Annotated in this window: 17 protein-coding genes; 7 read left to right on the top strand and 10 right to left on the bottom strand. The window is 74.4% G+C overall.

The genetic code is table 11. From position 1 onward, the window contains the following. Positions 1-32: 32 nt before the first annotated feature. Positions 33-719, top strand: coding sequence for a TetR/AcrR family transcriptional regulator (locus tag K1J57_RS23235; protein WP_220560745.1), 687 nt, complete (start codon positions 33-35; stop codon positions 717-719). A gap of 13 nt (positions 720-732) precedes the next feature. Here the strand turns inward: K1J57_RS23235 and K1J57_RS23230 are convergent, their stop codons facing one another. Further along, a complete protein-coding gene (locus tag K1J57_RS23230) occupies positions 733-1,671 on the bottom strand; it encodes an oxygenase MpaB family protein (protein ID WP_220560744.1) in 939 nt (312 codons plus the stop codon). Between the two features lie 246 nt (positions 1,672-1,917). Between K1J57_RS23230 and K1J57_RS23225 the strand changes: the two genes are divergently transcribed. Then, positions 1,918-2,628, top strand: a complete 711-nt coding sequence (locus K1J57_RS23225; protein ID WP_220560743.1) for a nuclear transport factor 2 family protein — start codon at positions 1,918-1,920, stop codon at positions 2,626-2,628. 94 nt (positions 2,629-2,722) lie between these two features. Here K1J57_RS23225 and K1J57_RS23220 read toward each other — a convergent pair whose 3' ends face one another. After that, the gene (locus tag K1J57_RS23220; protein WP_255646521.1) at positions 2,723-3,403 is read right to left on the bottom strand and encodes a response regulator transcription factor; all 681 of its coding nucleotides are present in this window, start codon (positions 3,401-3,403) and stop codon (positions 2,723-2,725) included. Continuing rightward, positions 3,373-4,764, bottom strand: coding sequence for a sensor domain-containing protein (locus K1J57_RS23215; RefSeq protein ID WP_220560742.1), 1,392 nt, complete (start codon positions 4,762-4,764; stop codon positions 3,373-3,375). Before K1J57_RS23215 ends, K1J57_RS23220 begins: the two co-directional genes overlap by 31 nt. A 155-nt stretch (positions 4,765-4,919) precedes the next feature. On the opposite strand from K1J57_RS23215, the gene purB reads away from it, so the two are divergent. Then, positions 4,920-6,350 (top strand): adenylosuccinate lyase, encoded by a 1,431-nt coding sequence (gene purB / locus K1J57_RS23210; protein ID WP_220560741.1) that lies wholly within the window; start codon positions 4,920-4,922, stop codon positions 6,348-6,350. Between the two features lie 144 nt (positions 6,351-6,494). After that, positions 6,495-6,674, top strand: coding sequence for a histidine kinase (locus tag K1J57_RS23205; protein ID WP_220560739.1), 180 nt, complete (start codon positions 6,495-6,497; stop codon positions 6,672-6,674). A 132-nt stretch (positions 6,675-6,806) separates the two neighbouring features. On the opposite strand, the gene K1J57_RS23200 is transcribed toward K1J57_RS23205, so the two are convergent. Beyond that, the gene (locus K1J57_RS23200) at positions 6,807-7,772 is read right to left on the bottom strand and encodes a threonine/serine dehydratase (protein WP_220560738.1); all 966 of its coding nucleotides are present in this window, start codon (positions 7,770-7,772) and stop codon (positions 6,807-6,809) included. Between the two features lie 68 nt (positions 7,773-7,840). Here K1J57_RS23200 and K1J57_RS23195 point away from each other — a divergent pair, with 68 nt between their 5' ends. Continuing rightward, positions 7,841-8,437, top strand: a complete 597-nt coding sequence (locus K1J57_RS23195; RefSeq protein WP_220560737.1) for a flavin reductase family protein — start codon at positions 7,841-7,843, stop codon at positions 8,435-8,437. A 69-nt stretch (positions 8,438-8,506) separates the two neighbouring features. Here the strand turns inward: K1J57_RS23195 and K1J57_RS23190 are convergent, their stop codons facing one another. The 3 genes from K1J57_RS23190 to K1J57_RS23180 all read right to left on the bottom strand — a co-directional run bounded on the left by K1J57_RS23190 (position 8,507) and on the right by K1J57_RS23180 (position 12,165). Further along, the gene (locus K1J57_RS23190) at positions 8,507-9,877 is read right to left on the bottom strand and encodes a cellulase family glycosylhydrolase (RefSeq protein ID WP_220560736.1); all 1,371 of its coding nucleotides are present in this window, start codon (positions 9,875-9,877) and stop codon (positions 8,507-8,509) included. A 337-nt stretch (positions 9,878-10,214) separates the two neighbouring features. Then, on the bottom strand, positions 10,215-10,883 hold the full coding sequence (locus K1J57_RS23185) for a maleylpyruvate isomerase family mycothiol-dependent enzyme (RefSeq protein WP_220560735.1): 669 nt from the start codon (positions 10,881-10,883) through the stop codon (positions 10,215-10,217). 109 nt (positions 10,884-10,992) lie between these two features. After that, entirely contained in the window at positions 10,993-12,165 is a 1,173-nt protein-coding gene (locus K1J57_RS23180; protein ID WP_220560734.1) for an MFS transporter, read from the bottom strand. Positions 12,166-12,239: 74 nt separating this feature from the next. Between K1J57_RS23180 and K1J57_RS23175 the strand changes: the two genes are divergently transcribed. Further along, positions 12,240-12,824, top strand: coding sequence for a TetR/AcrR family transcriptional regulator (locus tag K1J57_RS23175; protein WP_220560733.1), 585 nt, complete (start codon positions 12,240-12,242; stop codon positions 12,822-12,824). Positions 12,825-12,964: 140 nt separating this feature from the next. Here the strand turns inward: K1J57_RS23175 and K1J57_RS23170 are convergent, their stop codons facing one another. Further along, complete coding sequence (locus K1J57_RS23170) at positions 12,965-13,585, bottom strand: FMN reductase (RefSeq protein WP_220560732.1); 621 nt, start codon at positions 13,583-13,585, stop codon at positions 12,965-12,967. Further along, positions 13,582-14,694 carry an LLM class flavin-dependent oxidoreductase gene (locus tag K1J57_RS23165; RefSeq protein WP_220560731.1) on the bottom strand — a complete coding sequence of 371 codons (1,113 nt, stop codon included), beginning with the start codon at positions 14,692-14,694 and terminating at the stop codon, positions 13,582-13,584. The genes K1J57_RS23170 and K1J57_RS23165 overlap by 4 nt, the downstream gene beginning before the upstream one ends. Before the next feature lie 276 nt (positions 14,695-14,970). On the opposite strand from K1J57_RS23165, the gene K1J57_RS23160 reads away from it, so the two are divergent. Beyond that, the gene (locus K1J57_RS23160) at positions 14,971-15,159 is read left to right on the top strand and encodes a hypothetical protein (RefSeq protein ID WP_220560730.1); all 189 of its coding nucleotides are present in this window, start codon (positions 14,971-14,973) and stop codon (positions 15,157-15,159) included. A gap of 135 nt (positions 15,160-15,294) precedes the next feature. On the opposite strand, the gene K1J57_RS23155 is transcribed toward K1J57_RS23160, so the two are convergent. Then, on the bottom strand, positions 15,295-16,011 hold the full coding sequence (locus tag K1J57_RS23155) for an ABC transporter permease (RefSeq protein ID WP_220560728.1): 717 nt from the start codon (positions 16,009-16,011) through the stop codon (positions 15,295-15,297). Positions 16,012-16,033: the final 22 nt, after the last annotated feature.

Below are 16,033 nucleotides of genomic sequence, written 5' to 3'. Positions count from 1 at the left end.
TGACACCTGTCAGATTAAATAGAATCTGACAGGTGTCAAGCGAGGAGGTCGGCATGGGCGCGCACACCGTCAGGGGACCCGGGCGGCCGGGCCGGGGCGGCCCGGCGGCGCCGGACGAGGACACCGTCCTGCAACGCGGCCTGGAGGCGTTCGCCGAGCTCGGCTACGACGGGGCCTCGGCCCGGGAGCTGGCCCGCCGGCTGGGGGTCAGCCACAACTTCATCAACGACCGCTACGGCTCCAAGGCCGCCTTCTGGCGCGCGGTCGTGGACCGGGTCCTGGCCGCGCAGAAGGACCGGCTGACCGCACTGGTGGAGCAGCACACCGGTGACGACGAGGCGGTGCTGCGCGCCGTCATCGGCCACTTCTACCGCTCGGTCGTGGACACCCCGATGCTCGGCCGGGTGCTGACCGACGAGTTCCGCCGCGAGGGCGAGCGGCTCGACCACCTGCACCGCAACTACATCGCGCCGGTCCTGGCCGCGGCGATGCCCTCCGTGGAGCGGCTCGCCGCCCAGGGGCGGATCCGGCCGCTGCCGACGGACCTGCTCTACTTCGCGGTCATCGGACCGGCCACGGGCTTCACGCAGTTCCCCCTGGCCGACCGGCTCGCCGGGAGCGGTGAGCGCACCCCGCAGGAGCGCCGGGACGCCGCCGGAAGGCTGGCCGAGGTCGTCCTCGACGGGCTCATCGACCGGGTGCCGCCCGCGCGGGGGTGAGCGGCGCGCCGGGTCAGGGTCCGGCGGGGACCCGCGGCGCGGGGAGGGCGGCCGGTTCGGGGGCGCGGAAGCGGGTGCGCGAGCGCAGCGCCCGGAACCCGTTCTCCACCCGGTAGCCCGCCGCCAGCAGGCGCTCGCGCGCCTCCTCGGCGCTGCGCACGGTCGCCTCGTCGAAGATGAGGTTGTAGTAGCGCTCCGGCACCCGGTTGAGCCCGGCGCGCAGCGCGCGCAGGGCCGCGGTGGCCGCGGCCTCCCCGCCCGGTACCTCGGGCAGGACCCCGTACTCGCGGCGCGCCCAGGCGGGCAGGGTGGCGTAGGACAGGGCGCCGACCGGGAACCACAGGGGCCGCAGCGGGGCCAGCGCGGACAGGTGCTCGGGCACCGCGGGCCACAGCAGGAACCGGACCGCCTGCCGGGCCTCGGGGGTGGCGCGCAGCACGGGGCGGACCGCGGCCAGGTAGCGGCGCATGTCCGCGGCCGAGCGCGGGACGTCGTCCCGGGACAGGCCCACGTAGGCGGCGGTGGCGGACTGCTCGTCGAAGTAGCGGTCGTACTCGGCGGGGGTGAGGGGCACCCCGGCGCGCACCGCGGTCTCCAGGTAGGACGTCACCTCGGCGCAGTGCACCCACACCAGCAGGTCGTGCTCGTCGACGCGGTGGCGGCGGCCGGTGGCGGGGTCGGTGAACGACAGCGCCCGGTGCACCCGGCGGATGTGCGCGCCCAGCCGGTCGGCCTCCTCCGGGGAGCCGTAGGTGGTGACGGCGACGAAGTGGGCGGTGCGCAGCAGCCGCCCCGTGGGGTCGCTGCGGAAGTCCGAGCGCTGCCACACGCCCTGCATCGCCACCGGGTGCAGGGCCTGGAGCATGAGGGCGCGCACCCCCGCCACCCACATGGCGCGGTCCAGGTGGACCGCCCAGGTGACGCTCTCGGGTGCGGCGACGGTCGGTCTCATCGGCTCTCCTCCAGGGCTGCGCGGGGGCTTCGCGTTCTGGGCCGGGGCCCGGGGCCGCCTGTGGGACCACGATACGTCCGGCCCCGCGGGCCCCCTCGGCGGCCCGGCCCCCGCGGCCCTTGTCGAGAAAGCACCGATTCTTGGCACGCGCGGGGAGGGGGCCGGGCGCAACCTGGCAGTGGGACGCCCCGGGCCCGCCCCTCGGCCGCGCCCCTCACCTTCCCTCCGTTCCATGTGGAGTGAGACATGTCCACCCAGAACGACGCCCGCTTCGACGTCGAGGCCTACCGCCGCGCCATCGAGGAGACGGACGCCGACACCATGATCGCGATGTTCCGGGACGACGCCGACCTGGAGATGTTCGACAAGCGGACGCCGCCGGGGTCCCCCGCGGTCCTGCACGGCAAGGAGGCCATCGAGCCGGTCGTGCGCGAGCTGTGCGGCCGGGAGATGACGCACGAGGTCCTCACGGTGGCCGTGGACGGGGACCACGTCGCCTACACCGAGCGGTGCGTCTACCCCGACGGCGGCATGGTCATGAGCAACACCATGCTGGACCTGAGCGACGGCGCCATCGCCCACCAGACCACCGTGCAGGCGTGGGACGAGGAGGCGCACGACCGGATCGAGACGGCCGGCTTCGAGTCCCCCGACGAGCGCCAGGCGTTCGACCACGGGCACGCGGAGATCGTGCGGCTGGGCGGGCACAACGTCACCCGCCTCACGTTCGAGCCGGGATGGCGCTGGTCGGAGCACCGGCGCGAGGAGGCGGGCACGGACCTGTGCATGCTCGCCCACAGCCTCCTGGTCCTGTCCGGCACCCTGCGGGTGCGCATGGAGGACGGCACCGAGGCCGAGGCCTCCACCGGCCGGCTCGCGTACATCCCGCCCGGCCACGACGCCTGGGTGGTCGGCGACGAGACCGTCATGGCGATCGACTGGACCGGGAACGACTGACCCGGTCGCGGGTCCGCCCCGCGGGGCGGACCCGCACCGCACCCGCGGACGCGGGCCGCCCGACCGCGGAGCCGTGGGCCCGCCCGGCGGCCGTTCAGTTGCCGCGCAGGTAGGCCAGCACGGCCTGGACGCGGCGGTGCACGTCCTCGTCGGGCGGCAGGTCGAGCTTGGCGAGGATGTTGCCGACGTGCTTGCCGACGGCGGCGTCGCTGACCACCAGGCGGCGGGCGATCGCCCCGTTGGAGTGGCCCTCGGCCATCAGCGCCAGCACCTCGCGCTCGCGCGGGGTGAGGCGCTCCAGCGGGTCGGAGCGGCGGCGCAGCAGCTGGCGGACCACCTCGGGGTCGACGAAGGTCGCGCCCTCCACCACGCGGCGCAGCACCGTCGCGAACTCGCGCACGTCGCCCACCCGCTGTTTGAGCAGGTAGCCCACGCCGCGCCCCGCCCCGGAGTCGAGCAGGTCGGAGGCATAGCTGAGCTCGACGTACTGGCTGAGCGCCACCACCGCCAGATCGGAGTGGCGGCGGCGCAGCTCGACGGCGGCGCGCAGCCCCTCGTCGGTGAAGTCCGGGGGCATGCGGATGTCGGTGACGACCAGTCCGGGGCGGTGCTCGTCCACGGCCCTGAGCAGGGCGTCACCGTCGCCGACGGCGGCCACCACGGGGAACCCGAAGCGCTCCAGCACGCCCACCAGGCCCTCCCGCAGCAGCACGCCGTCCTCGGCGAGCACGGTGGGGACGGGCGTCACCTCGGATCCGTCCGGTCGATCGTGCACGGCAGCTCCACTCGGATGCGGGTCGGACCCCCCTGGGGGCTGGTCAGGTCCATTGTGCCGCCCATGACCGCGACCCGGTCGCGCATCCCGGTCAGGCCGCTGCCGCGCGCCGGGTCGGCGCCGCCGGGCCCGTAGTCGGTGACCTCCACCACCAGGGCGTCGCCGTGGGCGGCGGGGACCAGGGAGGCGTGCACGGTGGCGGCGTTGGCCTCGGTGTGCTTGTAGACGTTGGTGAGCGCCTCGGCGACCACGAAGTAGGCGGTGCCCTCCACGTGGGAGGGGAGTCGGCGGGGCAGCTCCGCCTGGACGGTGACCGGGACGGGCGAGTGGTCGGCGAGTTCGGCCAGGGCGGCGGGCAGGCCGCGGTCGGTGAGGACGCGCGGGTGGATGCCGCGGACGAGTTCGCGCAGCTCGGTGATGAGCTCGTCGGCCTTGCGCTGGGCGGCGGCCAGGCGGCGGTCGGCCTCCGAGCCCTCCTCGACGTCCAGCCGGGCCATGCCCAGGTCCATGTTCAGGGCCACCAGGCGCTGCTGCGCCCCGTCGTGCAGGTCGCGTTCGATGCGGCGGCGCTCGTACTCGAAGGCGTCGACGAGGCGGGCCCGGGAGTGGGTGACCTCGGTGAGCTCGGCGCGCAGCTCCTCCTTGGGCGGGCCGACCAGCAGGGCGCGGGCCAGGACCCCGTGGCCGTAGGAGGTGACGCCGCTCAGGTAGACGGCGGCCAGGAGGGCGACCGGGGAGAGCAGGGTCAGCGGCAGCGCCTCCTCGACGGTGGTGGCGGTGACGAAGCCCAGGCTCACCTCGGAGCCGGGGGCGTCCCCGACCAGGACCGGTCCCGCCAGCAGGACGACGGCGAAGATCAGCAGCATGCCCATCACCGTGAAGAGCGAGAAGGCGATGACCATGAGCAGGAAGAGGTAGGCGACCTCGCGCCAGGTGGCGGCCTCGGTGTAGCGGGTCTTGATCCAGCCCCACAGCCCGGGCGGGGGGACGCGGTGGCCGCTGTCGGCGAGGCCGGGCGAGACCAGGCGCAGTCGGCGGCGCTCCACCGCCCCCAGCGGGATCCCGACCAGCGGCCCGAAGAACGCGACCGTGGCCAGGCCGCTCAGGGTCCCCGAGACCAGCAGGAACGCCCGGTCCCCGGGGCCCGGGGGCGCGTCGAACAGGGCGATGACCACGACCAGCCAGGGCCCGTACAAGGGGAAGGCGACGGCCATGGCGGCGATCCCGATCACCATGGTGGTGGCGGTGTAGGTGATCGCCCTCAGCGACCATCGGGAGACGGGGAAGCCCGGTCGGGCCATCGCCCGGAGGAGGTCGGCGGGTGCGCCCGGGGTGCGCTGCCGTACGGTGCCTGTGGTCATGCCTCCACGGTAGGAAGCCGGGGGGCGCCCGGGGAATCCGCCGGGCCACCGGGTCGGGGGTAGTGCCGCCCCTACCCCGGCCGCCCCCGCGGCGCGGGCCGCAAGGCCTCGCCTGGTCGCGGGCGTGCCTGCTCAGGACGGTAGGGTGGACGAACGTGAGCGCGAAACCCGTTATCCCCGATGTCCTGGCCGCCCGGTACGCCTCGGCCGAGCTGACCCGGCTGTGGTCCCCGGAGTACAAGGTGGTCGCCGAGCGGCGGCTGTGGCTGGCCGTCCTGCGGGCGCAGGCGCGCCTGGGCGTGGACGTCCCCGACGGCGTGGTGGCCGACTACGAGAAGGTCCTGGAGCAGGTGGACCTGGAGTCCATCGCCGCCCGTGAGCGGGTCACCCGCCACGACGTCAAGGCGCGGATCGAGGAGTTCAACGCCCTGGCCGGGCACGAGCACGTGCACAAGGGCATGACCTCGCGCGACCTCACCGAGAACGTCGAGCAGCTGCAGATCCGCGACAGCCTGCTGCTCGTGCGCGACCGCACGGTGGCGCTGCTGGCGCGCCTGGGCCGCCTGTCCGCCGAGTACGGGACGACGGTGATGGCCGGGCGGTCGCACAACGTGGCGGCGCAGGCCACCACGCTGGGCAAGCGGTTCGCGTCGATCGCCGACGAGGTGCTCGTGGCGCTCGGGCGGCTGGAGGACCTGATCGGCCGCTACCCGCTGCGCGGCATCAAGGGCCCGGTGGGCACCGCCCAGGACATGCTGGACCTGCTGGGCGGGGACCGGGCCGCGCTGGCGCAGCTGGAGGACGAGGTGGCCGCCCACCTGGGGTTCGCCCACCGGTTCACGAGCGTGGGCCAGGTGTACCCGCGGTCGCTGGACTTCGACGTGCTGACGGCGCTGGTGCAGCTGGCGGCGGGCCCGTCGTCGCTGGCCAAGACGATCCGGCTGATGGCCGGGCACGAGCTGGTCACCGAGGGCTTCGCCGAGGGCCAGGTGGGCTCCTCCGCGATGCCGCACAAGATGAACACGCGCTCCTGCGAGCGGGTCAACGGCCTGACGGTGGTCCTGCGCGGGTACGCGTCGATGGCCGGCGAGCTGGCCGGCGACCAGTGGAACGAGGGCGACGTGTCGTGCTCGGTGGTGCGCCGGGTGGCGCTGCCGGACGCGTTCTTCGCCTTCGACGGCCTGGTCGAGACGATGCTGACGGTGCTGGACGAGTTCGGCGCCTTCCCCGCGGTGATCTCGGCGGAGCTGGACCGGTACCTGCCGTTCCTGGCGACCACCAAGATGCTGATGGCCGCGGTGCGCGAGGGCGTGGGCCGGGAGACGGCGCACGAGCTGATCAAGGAGCACGCCGTGGGCTCGGCGCTGGCGATGCGCCGTGAGGGCACGGGCAACCGGCTGCTGGAGCGGTTGGGCGGGGACGAGCGGTTCCCGCTGGACCGGGCGGCCCTGGACGCGCTGCTCGCGGACCGGATCACGTTCACGGGCGCGGCGGCCGACCAGGTCGGCGCCGTGGTGGAGCGGATCGACGCGCTCGCGGCGCTGCACCCGGAGGCCGCGGCGTACACGCCGGGGTCCATCCTCTAGTCGCCGTCCGCGGGGGCCGGGGCCGCGCGGCCCCGGCCCTTCGTGTGTGCGGTATGGCACAGTTCACCCCCGCGAACACTGGGTTCGGAAGTTAACGCCTATTACGGTTGTGGGGTCGGCGTTCCGCACCCCCTGGAGGCCCCGTTGACCGACCCCGACTCCTTCGGCACCGCCCTGTGGACCCTGCTGCTGATCACCGGGATCGCCCTGGCCTTCGGCGCGGCCGCCCTCGGTGACATGGCGCTGCGCCGCCGCGAGGACCGCGAGGAGCGGGCCCGCCGCGAGGCCGCCGACCGGCAGCGCTCCGGCACCGCGGCCCCCTGAGAGTCCCCCGCCCCGGGCTTCGCGCACCGTGGAGCCTCCCGTGCCGGTCTCCTGGGGCCGGCCGCACCGCCGGGATCTCGCGGCTTCGGCGCCCCCTCCCTCCTTTCGCCCGCGTTCCGGCCCCCTCCCGGATCAGCGGTGCTCGGCGATGATCCGGGCGAACAGGTCCGGGTCGACGTTGCCGCCGGAGACCACCGCGACCGTGGCCTCCGGTCTGCCCGGCTCCACGGCCACCCGGCCGGCCAGGACCGCCGCCGCGGCCAGCGCCCCGCTGGGCTCGGCCACCACCCGCGCCCCCAGGGCCAGGTGCGCGACCGCGCGGGCGATCTCGTCCTCGGTGACGGTGACGATCGCGTCCAGCCGCCGGCGCAGGTGCTCGAAGGTGAGGTCGGACAGGCACACCCGCACCCCGTCGGCCATGGTGCGGTGGGTGCGCGCGGGCTCCCAGGGGACCCGCAGGCCCCGCTCCAGGCTCTCGGCGGCGTCGGCGGCCAGCTCGGGCTCGACCCCGACGACCCGTATCCGGCGCGGGTGGACGGTCCGCGCCGCCGTGGCCACCCCCGAGGCCAGCCCGCCCCCGCCGACCGGGACGACGATCGTGGTCACCTCCGGCGACTGCTCCAGGATCTCCAGGCCCACCGTGCCCTGGCCGGCGATGACGGCCGGGTCGTCGAACGGCGGGACCAGCGCCAGCAGCTCGGCGCGCGCCGTCTCCTCGGCGACCTCGGCCCGCCGCTCCGGTGGGACGAGGACCACCCGGGCCCCGCGGTCCCGCATCCGCTCCACCTTGACCTCGGGAGCGTTGTCGGGGACGACCACCGTGCAGGGGACGCCCAGCCGGGCGGCGGCGTAGGCCAGGGCCTGGCCGTGGTTGCCGGAGGAGTGGGTGATGACGCCGCGGGCGCGCTGGGCGGGGGTGAGCAGGGCGACGGCGTTGGTGGCGCCGCGCAGCTTGAAGGCCCCGGTGGGCTGGAGGCTCTCGGGTTTGACGAGGAACGGCGGCCCCTGGGCGGGTCCGGCGGTCAGGGGGGTGCGCACGACCGAGCCCTGGAGGCGGGCGGCCGCGGCGCGGATGTCGTCTGCTGAGACCAGTTCCATGACCCCGGTATGCCCCCTGGCCCCGCCGCCCTCACGGGGCGGCCTCCCCCTGTGGATAATCGGTGGTGATGCGTACCGAATGGACTCCCCAGGACCTGCCCGGCCGGGCCTTCTACCGGATGATCACCGCGGTGGTGGTCCCGCGGCCGATCGCCTGGGTCTCCACCACCTCCGCCGACGGCGTGGACAACCTCGCGCCGCACTCCTTCTTCACCATCGCCTGCGCCGATCCGGCGATCGTGCAGTTCACCTCCACCGGCCGCAAGGACTCCCTGCGCAACGCGGAGGCCACCGGCGAGTTCGTGGTGAACCTGGCCTCCGAGCCGCTGTGGAAGGAGGTGAACGCCTCCGGGACCGCCTACCCGCCCGAGGTGGACGAGTTCGAGGCGCTGGGGATCACGCGCGAGGAGAGCGCGGCCGTGCGCCCGCCCCGGGTCGCGGCCTCCCCGGTGGCGCTGGAGTGCACGCTGCACTCGACGGTGGGGTTCGGCACCTCCACGGTGGTGTTCGGCCGGGTGGTGCACGTGGCGGTGGACGACGGCGTGCTGGGCCGGGACGGCCTGCCGGAGGTGGAGCGGCTGCGTCCGCTGGCCCGCCTGGGCCGCAACGAGTGGTCCACCCTGGGCGAGGTGCGCGCGGTCGACCGCCTCCCCTACACCCCCTGATCCGCCCCTTACCCGGGGTCCCCGGCCGCGCGGACCCGGTGGTCCGCGCGGCCGGGAACGGAACGTGCGTCAGGAGCGGCAGGTCAGGGCCGGGACCCGCGGGCTCCCCTCACTGGAACCGGTGAAGCCGAAGGTGGTCGACCGCCCCGAGGCGAGCGTGCCGTTGTAGGAGGCGTTCACGGCGGTGACGTCCGGACCGTCGGAGGTCACCTCGGCGTTCCACGCGTGGACGACGTGCTGCCCGGGGGCGTGGGTCCAGCTCACGGTCCAGCCGGTCAGGTCCTCGGCGGCGGTGACGGTCACGTCGGCCCGGAACCCGCCCGACCATTCCTGGACGACCGTGTAGACGGCCTCGCAGCCGTCGCCGCCCGGGCCCTCGGTGGGCTCCTCGGTCGGCTCCTCCGTGGGCTCCCCGTCACCGTAGACGGGCGCCTCGACGGAGGTCTCGGCGATGCCGTCGGGCCCGTGGAAGATCCGCTCGCCCCAGGGGGTGAGCCGTTCGGGGTCGAAGCCCTCGACCATGTCGAGGTACTCCACTCCCCCGCCGTTGCCGCTCCAGGACCAGCCGAGGTACCCCAGGCCCAGGCGCCGGGTGTGCTCCAGGATGGCGTCCTCGTCGGGGTTCCCGTCGCTGTGGTCGTGGCCGAACTCGCCGACGATCAGCGGCAGGCCCGCGTTCGTGAAGTGCTCCAGGTAGGAGACCACGGTGGACTCCTGGGCGTAGACGCCGTACATGTGGATCGAGAAGAGCGTGTTGGCGTGCGGGTCGGAGGCGAAGACCGACGCGGCGCCGTCGCGCATGGTGTGCGACCAGTCCTGGCCCCAGTTGGGCGCGTCCGCGACCAGGGTGTGGTGGAACCCCGCGTCCCGCAGCCGGCCGATCGCCGCCGAGGTGTCGGACGCCCAGTTCGCCACGGTCGCCTGGTCGTTGCCGTAGGGCTCGTTGCCGATGTTGACGAGGACGTGGTCCTCCTCGCCGTGCAGGGCGTCCTGGACGCGCAGCCAGTAGTCGACGGCCTGGTCGAGGGTGGCGGCCCCGGACTGCTCGCCGTAGCCGGTGGTGTCGTGCACCTCCAGCACGCAGATCAGGCGGTTGGCCTTGCAGTCGTCGACGACGGCGGCCACGTCGGCGACGCCGTTCTCCGCCCACCGGTCGCCGCTGCTGAGCACGACGCGGACGGTGTTGGCGCCCAGCTCCTTGATGTCGGCGAGGGACCCGGTCTCCTGCGGGTACCAGGTGTGGGCGTGGTTGACGCCCCGCATCACGAAGTCGTTGCCGGCCGCGTCGACGAGGCGGCCGTTCTCGATCCGGAAGCCGGTGTCGGCCTGCGCGGAGGCGGTGAGGTGCGCCCCGGAGGGCGCGGGGGGCGAGGCCCACGCGAAGGCGAGGGCTGCGATCCCGGTCAGGGCCACGAGGGCCGTGAGCAGACGTCGGACCATGGGGGGTTCTCCTCAAGGACGGAGGACAACGTTGTCTTCTTGTGGCGGGCATCCCGGGCAGCAGGAGGACCCGGGATGCGACACCGTGAGACAACGTTGTCATCTCGTGCGGAAGGATCGGCGGACGGGCAGGGGGCACCGGCGGGACCGGCACCGGCGCCGCCGCCCGGGCGCGGCGGGGGCCGCGCCCGTTCCGGCCGTGGGGGCGCTCTCCGTGAGGGAGCGCTCCCATAGCCGATGGGGAGAAATTAACACCGCCGCCGTCGCCCCGCAATGGAGGGGAAACCGGTACTTCGCGGGACCGGGTACGGCGGACCGCCCCGGCCCGGCGCGCGGATCAGACGGTGAGGGGCTCGCGGGTGGCGGGCAGCAGGGACAGGGCCGGCAGGACCGGCGCAGGGTCGCCGGTCCAGTCCATGGCGGCGATCTGGCCGGGGGTGCGCCGCCCCATGAGGGCGCGGTAGAGCTCGAAGGCGGTGCCCCGCCAGTGCGGGCCGCCGCCCGCGCCCAGGGTCCAGGAGCGGTCGGCGTCGGTGGCGGTGACAGTCGGGCCGGGCGCCTGCTCGGGCCAGGCGCGGCCCAGCCCGGAGAGGGCGAAGTCGAGCAGGGCATCGGCGTGCTCGGTGACGGGGTCCAGGCCCAGCGCGCCGTGGATGTCGTTCTCGTGGGTCCAGACGTCCACGACGGGCAGGCGGTAGCGCATGCGGTTCTGGGTGCCGAGCAGTTCCAGCAGGGCGGGGGTGCCCGCGCGCCACTCGTCGCAGACCTCCGCGATGCCGCGGCCCTCCCGCTCCGCGACCTGGCGGGCGGTGACCTCGTCGGAGGCGGGCGGGGTGACGGTTCCGGCGACCACGTCGGCGCACAGTCCGGCCAGGTGCGCGTAGGTCTGGTGGACGGTCCAGTCGGGGCAGGCGGGGACGGTGGTGGCCAGCGCGGCGGCGTCGAGGCCGCCGGCCAGGGCGATCAGACGCTCCTGGGACTGGCTGTAGATGCGCACGGGATCCATGCGGGCCACCTTACCGAACACCGTTCGGAAACCCCGGCCCGGGTACGGGCCCACCGGCCCCCTCCCACGGGTGTCCGCCCTTCCCCCTCGGGCGCGGCGCCGGGTCCGGTCAGGGGTGCGGGAGGGGGCGGGGGCGGCGGACGAGGGGGACCGCGGCCAGGCCCAGCGCCGCGGCGAGGGCCGCGGCGGCCGGGACCAGGCCGGGACCGAGCGCGACGGCGGCACCTCCCAGCACGGCGCCCAGGGCGGCGCCGACGTGCACCGACGAGCTGTGCACGGCCAGCGCCCGGCCGGCGGTCCGCGTGCCGACGCGGGCGACCATGAGCGTCTGGAGCGCCGGCGGCACCGCCCAGGCGGCGGCCGACCAGGGCACGAGCAGGAGCGCCACCACCGCGACCGGCACCGGGCGCAGCCACCACAGCAGGGCGAACGCGACCATCACCGCGCAGAACACCGCGCCCGCCCCGGCGAAGGCGCGGCCCGGCCCGACACGGTCCGCGAGCGTCCCCGAGACGCGGGTGCCCACCAGCCCGCCGACCCCCGCGGCGACCAGCAGCGCGCCCAGGGCGGTGGGCCCCACACCCGCGAGGCCGGCCAGGAACACCGCGAGGTAGGTCTGGAAGGCGATGTTGCCCGCGACGGTGAGCACGGTGGCGGCCAGGACGGCGGCGACGGCGCGGGAGGCGAGCGGACGGATCAGGTCCACCGGTCCGCGCCGCTCCCCCACCGGCCCGGAGGCGGGCACGGTGGCGGCCGAGGCGGCCAGGGCGGCGGCGCCCAGCAGCCCGCCCAGCACGAAGGCGGCCTGCCATCCGAAGAGGCCGCCGGCCCAGGCGCCCAGCGGGACGCCGAGCAGGACCGCCCCGGTCAGCCCGGTCATCACGGTGGCCAGGTGGCGGCCGCGCCGCTCGGGCGGGGCCTGGGCGGCGGTCAGGGCGAGGGCGCAGGGCAGGGCCACGGCCGCGGACAGGGCCGCCAGCAGGCGCAGCGCCAGCAGCGGGCCGAGCCCTTCGGTGAGCGGCACGGCGAGGTTGGCCGCGGTGAAGACCGCCAGGGAGCACGTGAGCACGGCCCGGGGCGGGACCCGCGCCAGCAGGAGCGCCCACAGCGGTGCCGTGAGCGCGTAGCCCAGGGAGTAGAGGGTGACAAGCTGGCCGGCGGCGGACGGGGGGACGGCCAGGTCCGCGGCGAGCCCGGGCAGGACGCCGATGACCACGAAGTCGTCGGTCTGGACCGCGAAGGCGGTGAGGGTGAGGGCGGGGAGCCACCGGGATGAGCGCATGCGATTAGGGTAACAACTGTTTCCTTAATAGGTGTGCGAACGTGGGGCGAAGGAAGAAGAGGTGATCGCGCCCCATGCCCCGAACCGCCGACCCCGAGCGCCGCCGCGAGGTCCTGGACGCCGTCATCGCCGAGCTGGCCCGCATCGGCGCCGCCGACTTCTCGCTGCGCGACCTCGCCCGCGGCCTGGGGCAGAGCACCCGGGTCCTCACCCACCACTTCTCCGGCAAGGAGGCCCTGCTCGTCGCGGTGCTGGAGCGGCTGGACGAGGTGCAGCACGCGGCGCTGCGCGCCACCCCCGGCTGGGACGACCCGGGGGTCCCGGTGGGCGACATCGTCCGCGACACCTGGCGGCGCACCCTGGCGGAGCCGGAGATCGCCGTGACCCGGCTCATCCGGGAGATCGAGGGGCTCGCCGCCGCCGGCCGGCTGCCCGTGGAGGTGCCGGGCTTCGTGCGCGGCCGGGCCGCGTTCGTGGCCTCCTGCCTGGCCCTGCGGGGGCTGCCCGCCGCCGAGGCCCTGCGGACCGCGACCCTGCTCAACGCGGCCTTCTCCGGCCTGGAGACCGACCTGCTGACCACCGGGGACCGCGACCGCGCCGAGGCCGCGCTGGAGGACCTGTGCGCCTGGGTGGACGCCCGGGCCACGCCCCGCGGCTAGTCCCCGGCCGGGAGCGGCGGCGGGATCCGGTCCCACGCCTCGTCGGGCAGCAGCCACAGCCCGTCGCCCACGACCTCTCCCGGCGGAAGCAGGGCGGCCCCGGCCGGGGGTTCCCGGTCGGGGCCGCGCGGACGGGCGGGTCAGGTGCCCAGGCCGGACATCAGGTCGGCGAAGGCGACCGGCTCGTCGTAGGGGTCCTCCTCGCGCCGCTCGTGGTCGGCGGCCAGCCGGGCGAGCTGGCGGCCGGCCCGCTCGATGCGCTCGTTGAGCTCGCGGGCGCCCTCGTCGCCCGCGCCCCAGTCCTCCGAGGCCGCGTAGACACCGGTCGGGACGACCAGCGCCCGGGCGTAGGTGAACATCGGCCGCAGGGCGTGCTCCAGGACCAGCGAGTGGCGCGGGCTGCCGCCGGTGGCGCCGACGAGCACCGGGACCGAGTCCAGCGCCCCCTGCTCGACCACGTCGAAGAACGACTTGAACAGTCCGCTGTAGGAGGCGTTGAACACCGGGGTCACCGCGATGATCCCGTCGGCCCCGGCCACGTCGGACAGCACACCGGGCAGGTCGCCGGTGGGCACCTGGGTGACCATGGCGTTCATGACGTCGTGGGCGAGTTCGCGCAGTTCCACCGTGCGCACCTGCGCCTGGATCCCCTCGTCCCCCAGGGCGCGCTCGGTGGCGGCGGTGAGCCGGTCGGCGAGCAGCCGGGAGGACGACGGGGTGCTCAGCCCCGCCGAGACGGTGACGATGCGGCGGACGGTCATTCCCTGGCCTCCGTGTTCTCCTCGTTGCGGTCCTCGGCCCGCCGGGCGGCGAGCATCGAGGCGTGGGTGGGCGCGTCGGGTACGTGCGCGGGGCGGCCGGCGGCGAACTCCTTGCGCAGCACCGGCACGACCTCCTCGCCCAGCAGGTCCAGCTGCTCCAGGACGGTCTTGAGCGGCAGGCCCGCGTGGTCCATGAGGAAGAGCTGGCGCTGGTAGTCGCCGAACATCTCGCGGAAGGTCAGGGTTCGGTCGATGACCTGCTGCGGGCTGCCGACGGTCAGCGGCGTCTCCCGGGTGAACTCCTCCAGGGAGGGTCCGCCGCCGTAGACGGGCGCGTGGTCGAAGTAGGGCCGGAACTCCTTGACCGCGTCCTGGGAGTTCTTGCGCATGAACACCTGTCCGCCCAGGCCGACGATCGCCTGCTCGGCCTTGCCGTGGCCGTAGTGCTCGTAGCGGCGGCGGTACAGCGCGATGAGCTTCTTGGTGTGGGTGGCCGGCCAGAAGATGTTGTTGTGGAAGAAGCCGTCACCGTAGTAGGCGGCCTGTTCGGCGATCTCCGGGCTGCGGATGGAGCCGTGCCACACGAACGGCGGGATGCCGTCGAGCGGGCGCGGGGTGGCGGTGAAGCCCTGCAGCGGGGTGCGGAACTTGCCCTCCCAGTTCACGACGTCCTCGCGCCAGAGGCGGTGCAGCAGGTTGTAGTGCTCCAGGGCCATGGGGATGCCCTCGCGGATGTCGTAGCCGAACCAGGGGTAGACCGGGCCGGTGTTGCCGCGGCCCATCATCAGGTCCACCCGGCCGTCGGCGATGTGCTGGAGGAAGGCGTAGTCCTCGGCGATCTTCACCGGGTCGTTGGTGGTGATGAGGGTGGTCGCGGTGGACAGGACGATCCGTTCCGTCCGCGCGGCGATGTAGCCGAGCATGGTGGTCGGCGAGGACGGCACGAACGGCGGGTTGTGGTGCTCGCCGGTCGCGAAGACGTCGAGCCCGACCTCCTCGGCCTTGAGCGCGATCTCGATGATGGCCTTGATGCGCTCGTGCTCCGTCGGCGTCCGGCCGGTGGTGGGGTCGGTGGTCACGTCGCCGACCGAGAAGATTCCGAACTGCATGGCCCGCTCCTGAACTAGCTTTCCAAGAAGTAGTTTCCTGCGAAACTATCACGTTCGAACGGTGGACACACCCCCCGTATTCCCCGCCGGCGCCTCCGCGGCCGGACGCTGTTCATCCACAGGCACGCTCCGTATCCGCAGAATGTCATCCGGACCTGCTATCCCTGGTAAAGCCGACACCATCCCGGTCACCCGGAGTCATGGTCGGCCGGACACGAGGACGTCGAACGCACCGGAAGGAGAAGGGCGCCCCCTCGACCCCGCGCCCGAAACCACATGTCCGTCACCCTCGATCCCCGGCGGCTTCCCCACCACCGACCCGACGACCACGAGCGCGCCGACACCGCGCACGCCGACGGCCCCCGTCAGCCGGTGGTCCTGGCCGACGCGCTGGCCGACGTCGTCACCGCGCTGAGCAGCCTGGACCCCGACCTGGCCCCCAGGCCGCGCCTCGGCGAGGCCTGACCCCCGACACACCGACGGCCGTATCGACGGCGTCGATACGGCCGTGCGGCGGTACCCCAGGCGTCCCCCGACGCCGCGCCGCCCTCCCGTGCGCCCTCGAACCGGGCGGCACGGCCGGCGGCCGGGGCCCCGCCGTCAGCGGCGGGGCTCCCAGCGGAAGACCCTGAAGGCCAGGGCCACGGCGACGACCACCCAGGCCAGGGTCGGAGCCAGCAGGAGCAGGGAGTCCGCGAGCGGGACGCCGCCGTTCCAGGCGCCGACGACCAGTTCCGTGGCCGCGCCGCCGGGCAGCAGCCGCTTGAGCGGCGCCAACTCCTCCGCCCCGGTGAACCCCACCCAGCCGGAGACGGCCAGCACGCCGATCAGGACGGGCAGCGTGGTCACCTGGGCGTGCTCGGGCGAGTTGGTCACCCCTGCGGTGGCCAGCGCCAGGCCGATCATCATGACGACCGCCGCCAGCACGGCCGCCACCAGCAGCAGGGGCCGCTCCGGCGGGGCGGCGACGACCGACAGCACGGTCAGGACCACGGCCGTCTGCGCGACCGCGAAGGCGGTCACCGGCAGCAGCAGCCCGGTGAGGATGCGGGCGTCGTCCAGCGCGGTGGAGCGCAGCCGCTTGAGGTAGAGGTTCTGGCGGCGGGAGGCGAGCGTGGTCACCGCGGTGGTGTAGAGCCCCATCGTCACCACGAGGAACACCAGGATCGCGGCGACGCCGCCGAGGTCGAGGAACGGGATGCGGTCCTGCAGGTACATGTAGAACGCGCTGGCCGCCGCGGGCATGACGAGCATGGTGACCAGCACCAGCCGGTTCCGGAAGATCTGGATCAGCTCACCCTGAGCGATCGCGAGCATGGCGGGTCCTTTGTCTGGAAGG

The organism is Nocardiopsis sp. MT53 (assembly GCF_019598965.1).
GTDB lineage: Bacteria > Actinomycetota > Actinomycetes > Streptosporangiales > Streptosporangiaceae > Nocardiopsis > Nocardiopsis changdeensis.
Note: the sequence above shows the minus strand (reverse complement) of the source record. Positions and strands in the feature narration are given on the sequence as shown.

What these genes read in the sequence shown, in the direction of transcription:
- K1J57_RS23230 (WP_220560744.1), bottom strand. Translation starts at nt 1,671, where the DNA reads ATGAGACCGACCGTCGCCGCACCCGAGAGCGTCACCTGGGCGGTCCAC.
- K1J57_RS23225 (WP_220560743.1), top strand. Translation starts at nt 1,918, where the DNA reads ATGTCCACCCAGAACGACGCCCGCTTCGACGTCGAGGCCTACCGCCGC.
- K1J57_RS23215 (WP_220560742.1), bottom strand. Translation starts at nt 4,764, where the DNA reads ATGACCACAGGCACCGTACGGCAGCGCACCCCGGGCGCACCCGCCGAC.
- K1J57_RS23200 (WP_220560738.1), bottom strand. Translation starts at nt 7,772, where the DNA reads ATGGAACTGGTCTCAGCAGACGACATCCGCGCCGCGGCCGCCCGCCTC.
- K1J57_RS23195 (WP_220560737.1), top strand. Translation starts at nt 7,841, where the DNA reads ATGCGTACCGAATGGACTCCCCAGGACCTGCCCGGCCGGGCCTTCTAC.
- K1J57_RS23190 (WP_220560736.1), bottom strand. Translation starts at nt 9,877, where the DNA reads ATGGTCCGACGTCTGCTCACGGCCCTCGTGGCCCTGACCGGGATCGCA.
- K1J57_RS23185 (WP_220560735.1), bottom strand. Translation starts at nt 10,883, where the DNA reads ATGGATCCCGTGCGCATCTACAGCCAGTCCCAGGAGCGTCTGATCGCC.
- K1J57_RS23180 (WP_220560734.1), bottom strand. Translation starts at nt 12,165, where the DNA reads ATGCGCTCATCCCGGTGGCTCCCCGCCCTCACCCTCACCGCCTTCGCG.
- K1J57_RS23175 (WP_220560733.1), top strand. Translation starts at nt 12,240, where the DNA reads ATGCCCCGAACCGCCGACCCCGAGCGCCGCCGCGAGGTCCTGGACGCC.
- K1J57_RS23170 (WP_220560732.1), bottom strand. Translation starts at nt 13,585, where the DNA reads ATGACCGTCCGCCGCATCGTCACCGTCTCGGCGGGGCTGAGCACCCCG.
- K1J57_RS23165 (WP_220560731.1), bottom strand. Translation starts at nt 14,694, where the DNA reads ATGCAGTTCGGAATCTTCTCGGTCGGCGACGTGACCACCGACCCCACC.
- K1J57_RS23160 (WP_220560730.1), top strand. Translation starts at nt 14,971, where the DNA reads ATGTCCGTCACCCTCGATCCCCGGCGGCTTCCCCACCACCGACCCGAC.
- K1J57_RS23155 (WP_220560728.1), bottom strand. Translation starts at nt 16,011, where the DNA reads ATGCTCGCGATCGCTCAGGGTGAGCTGATCCAGATCTTCCGGAACCGG.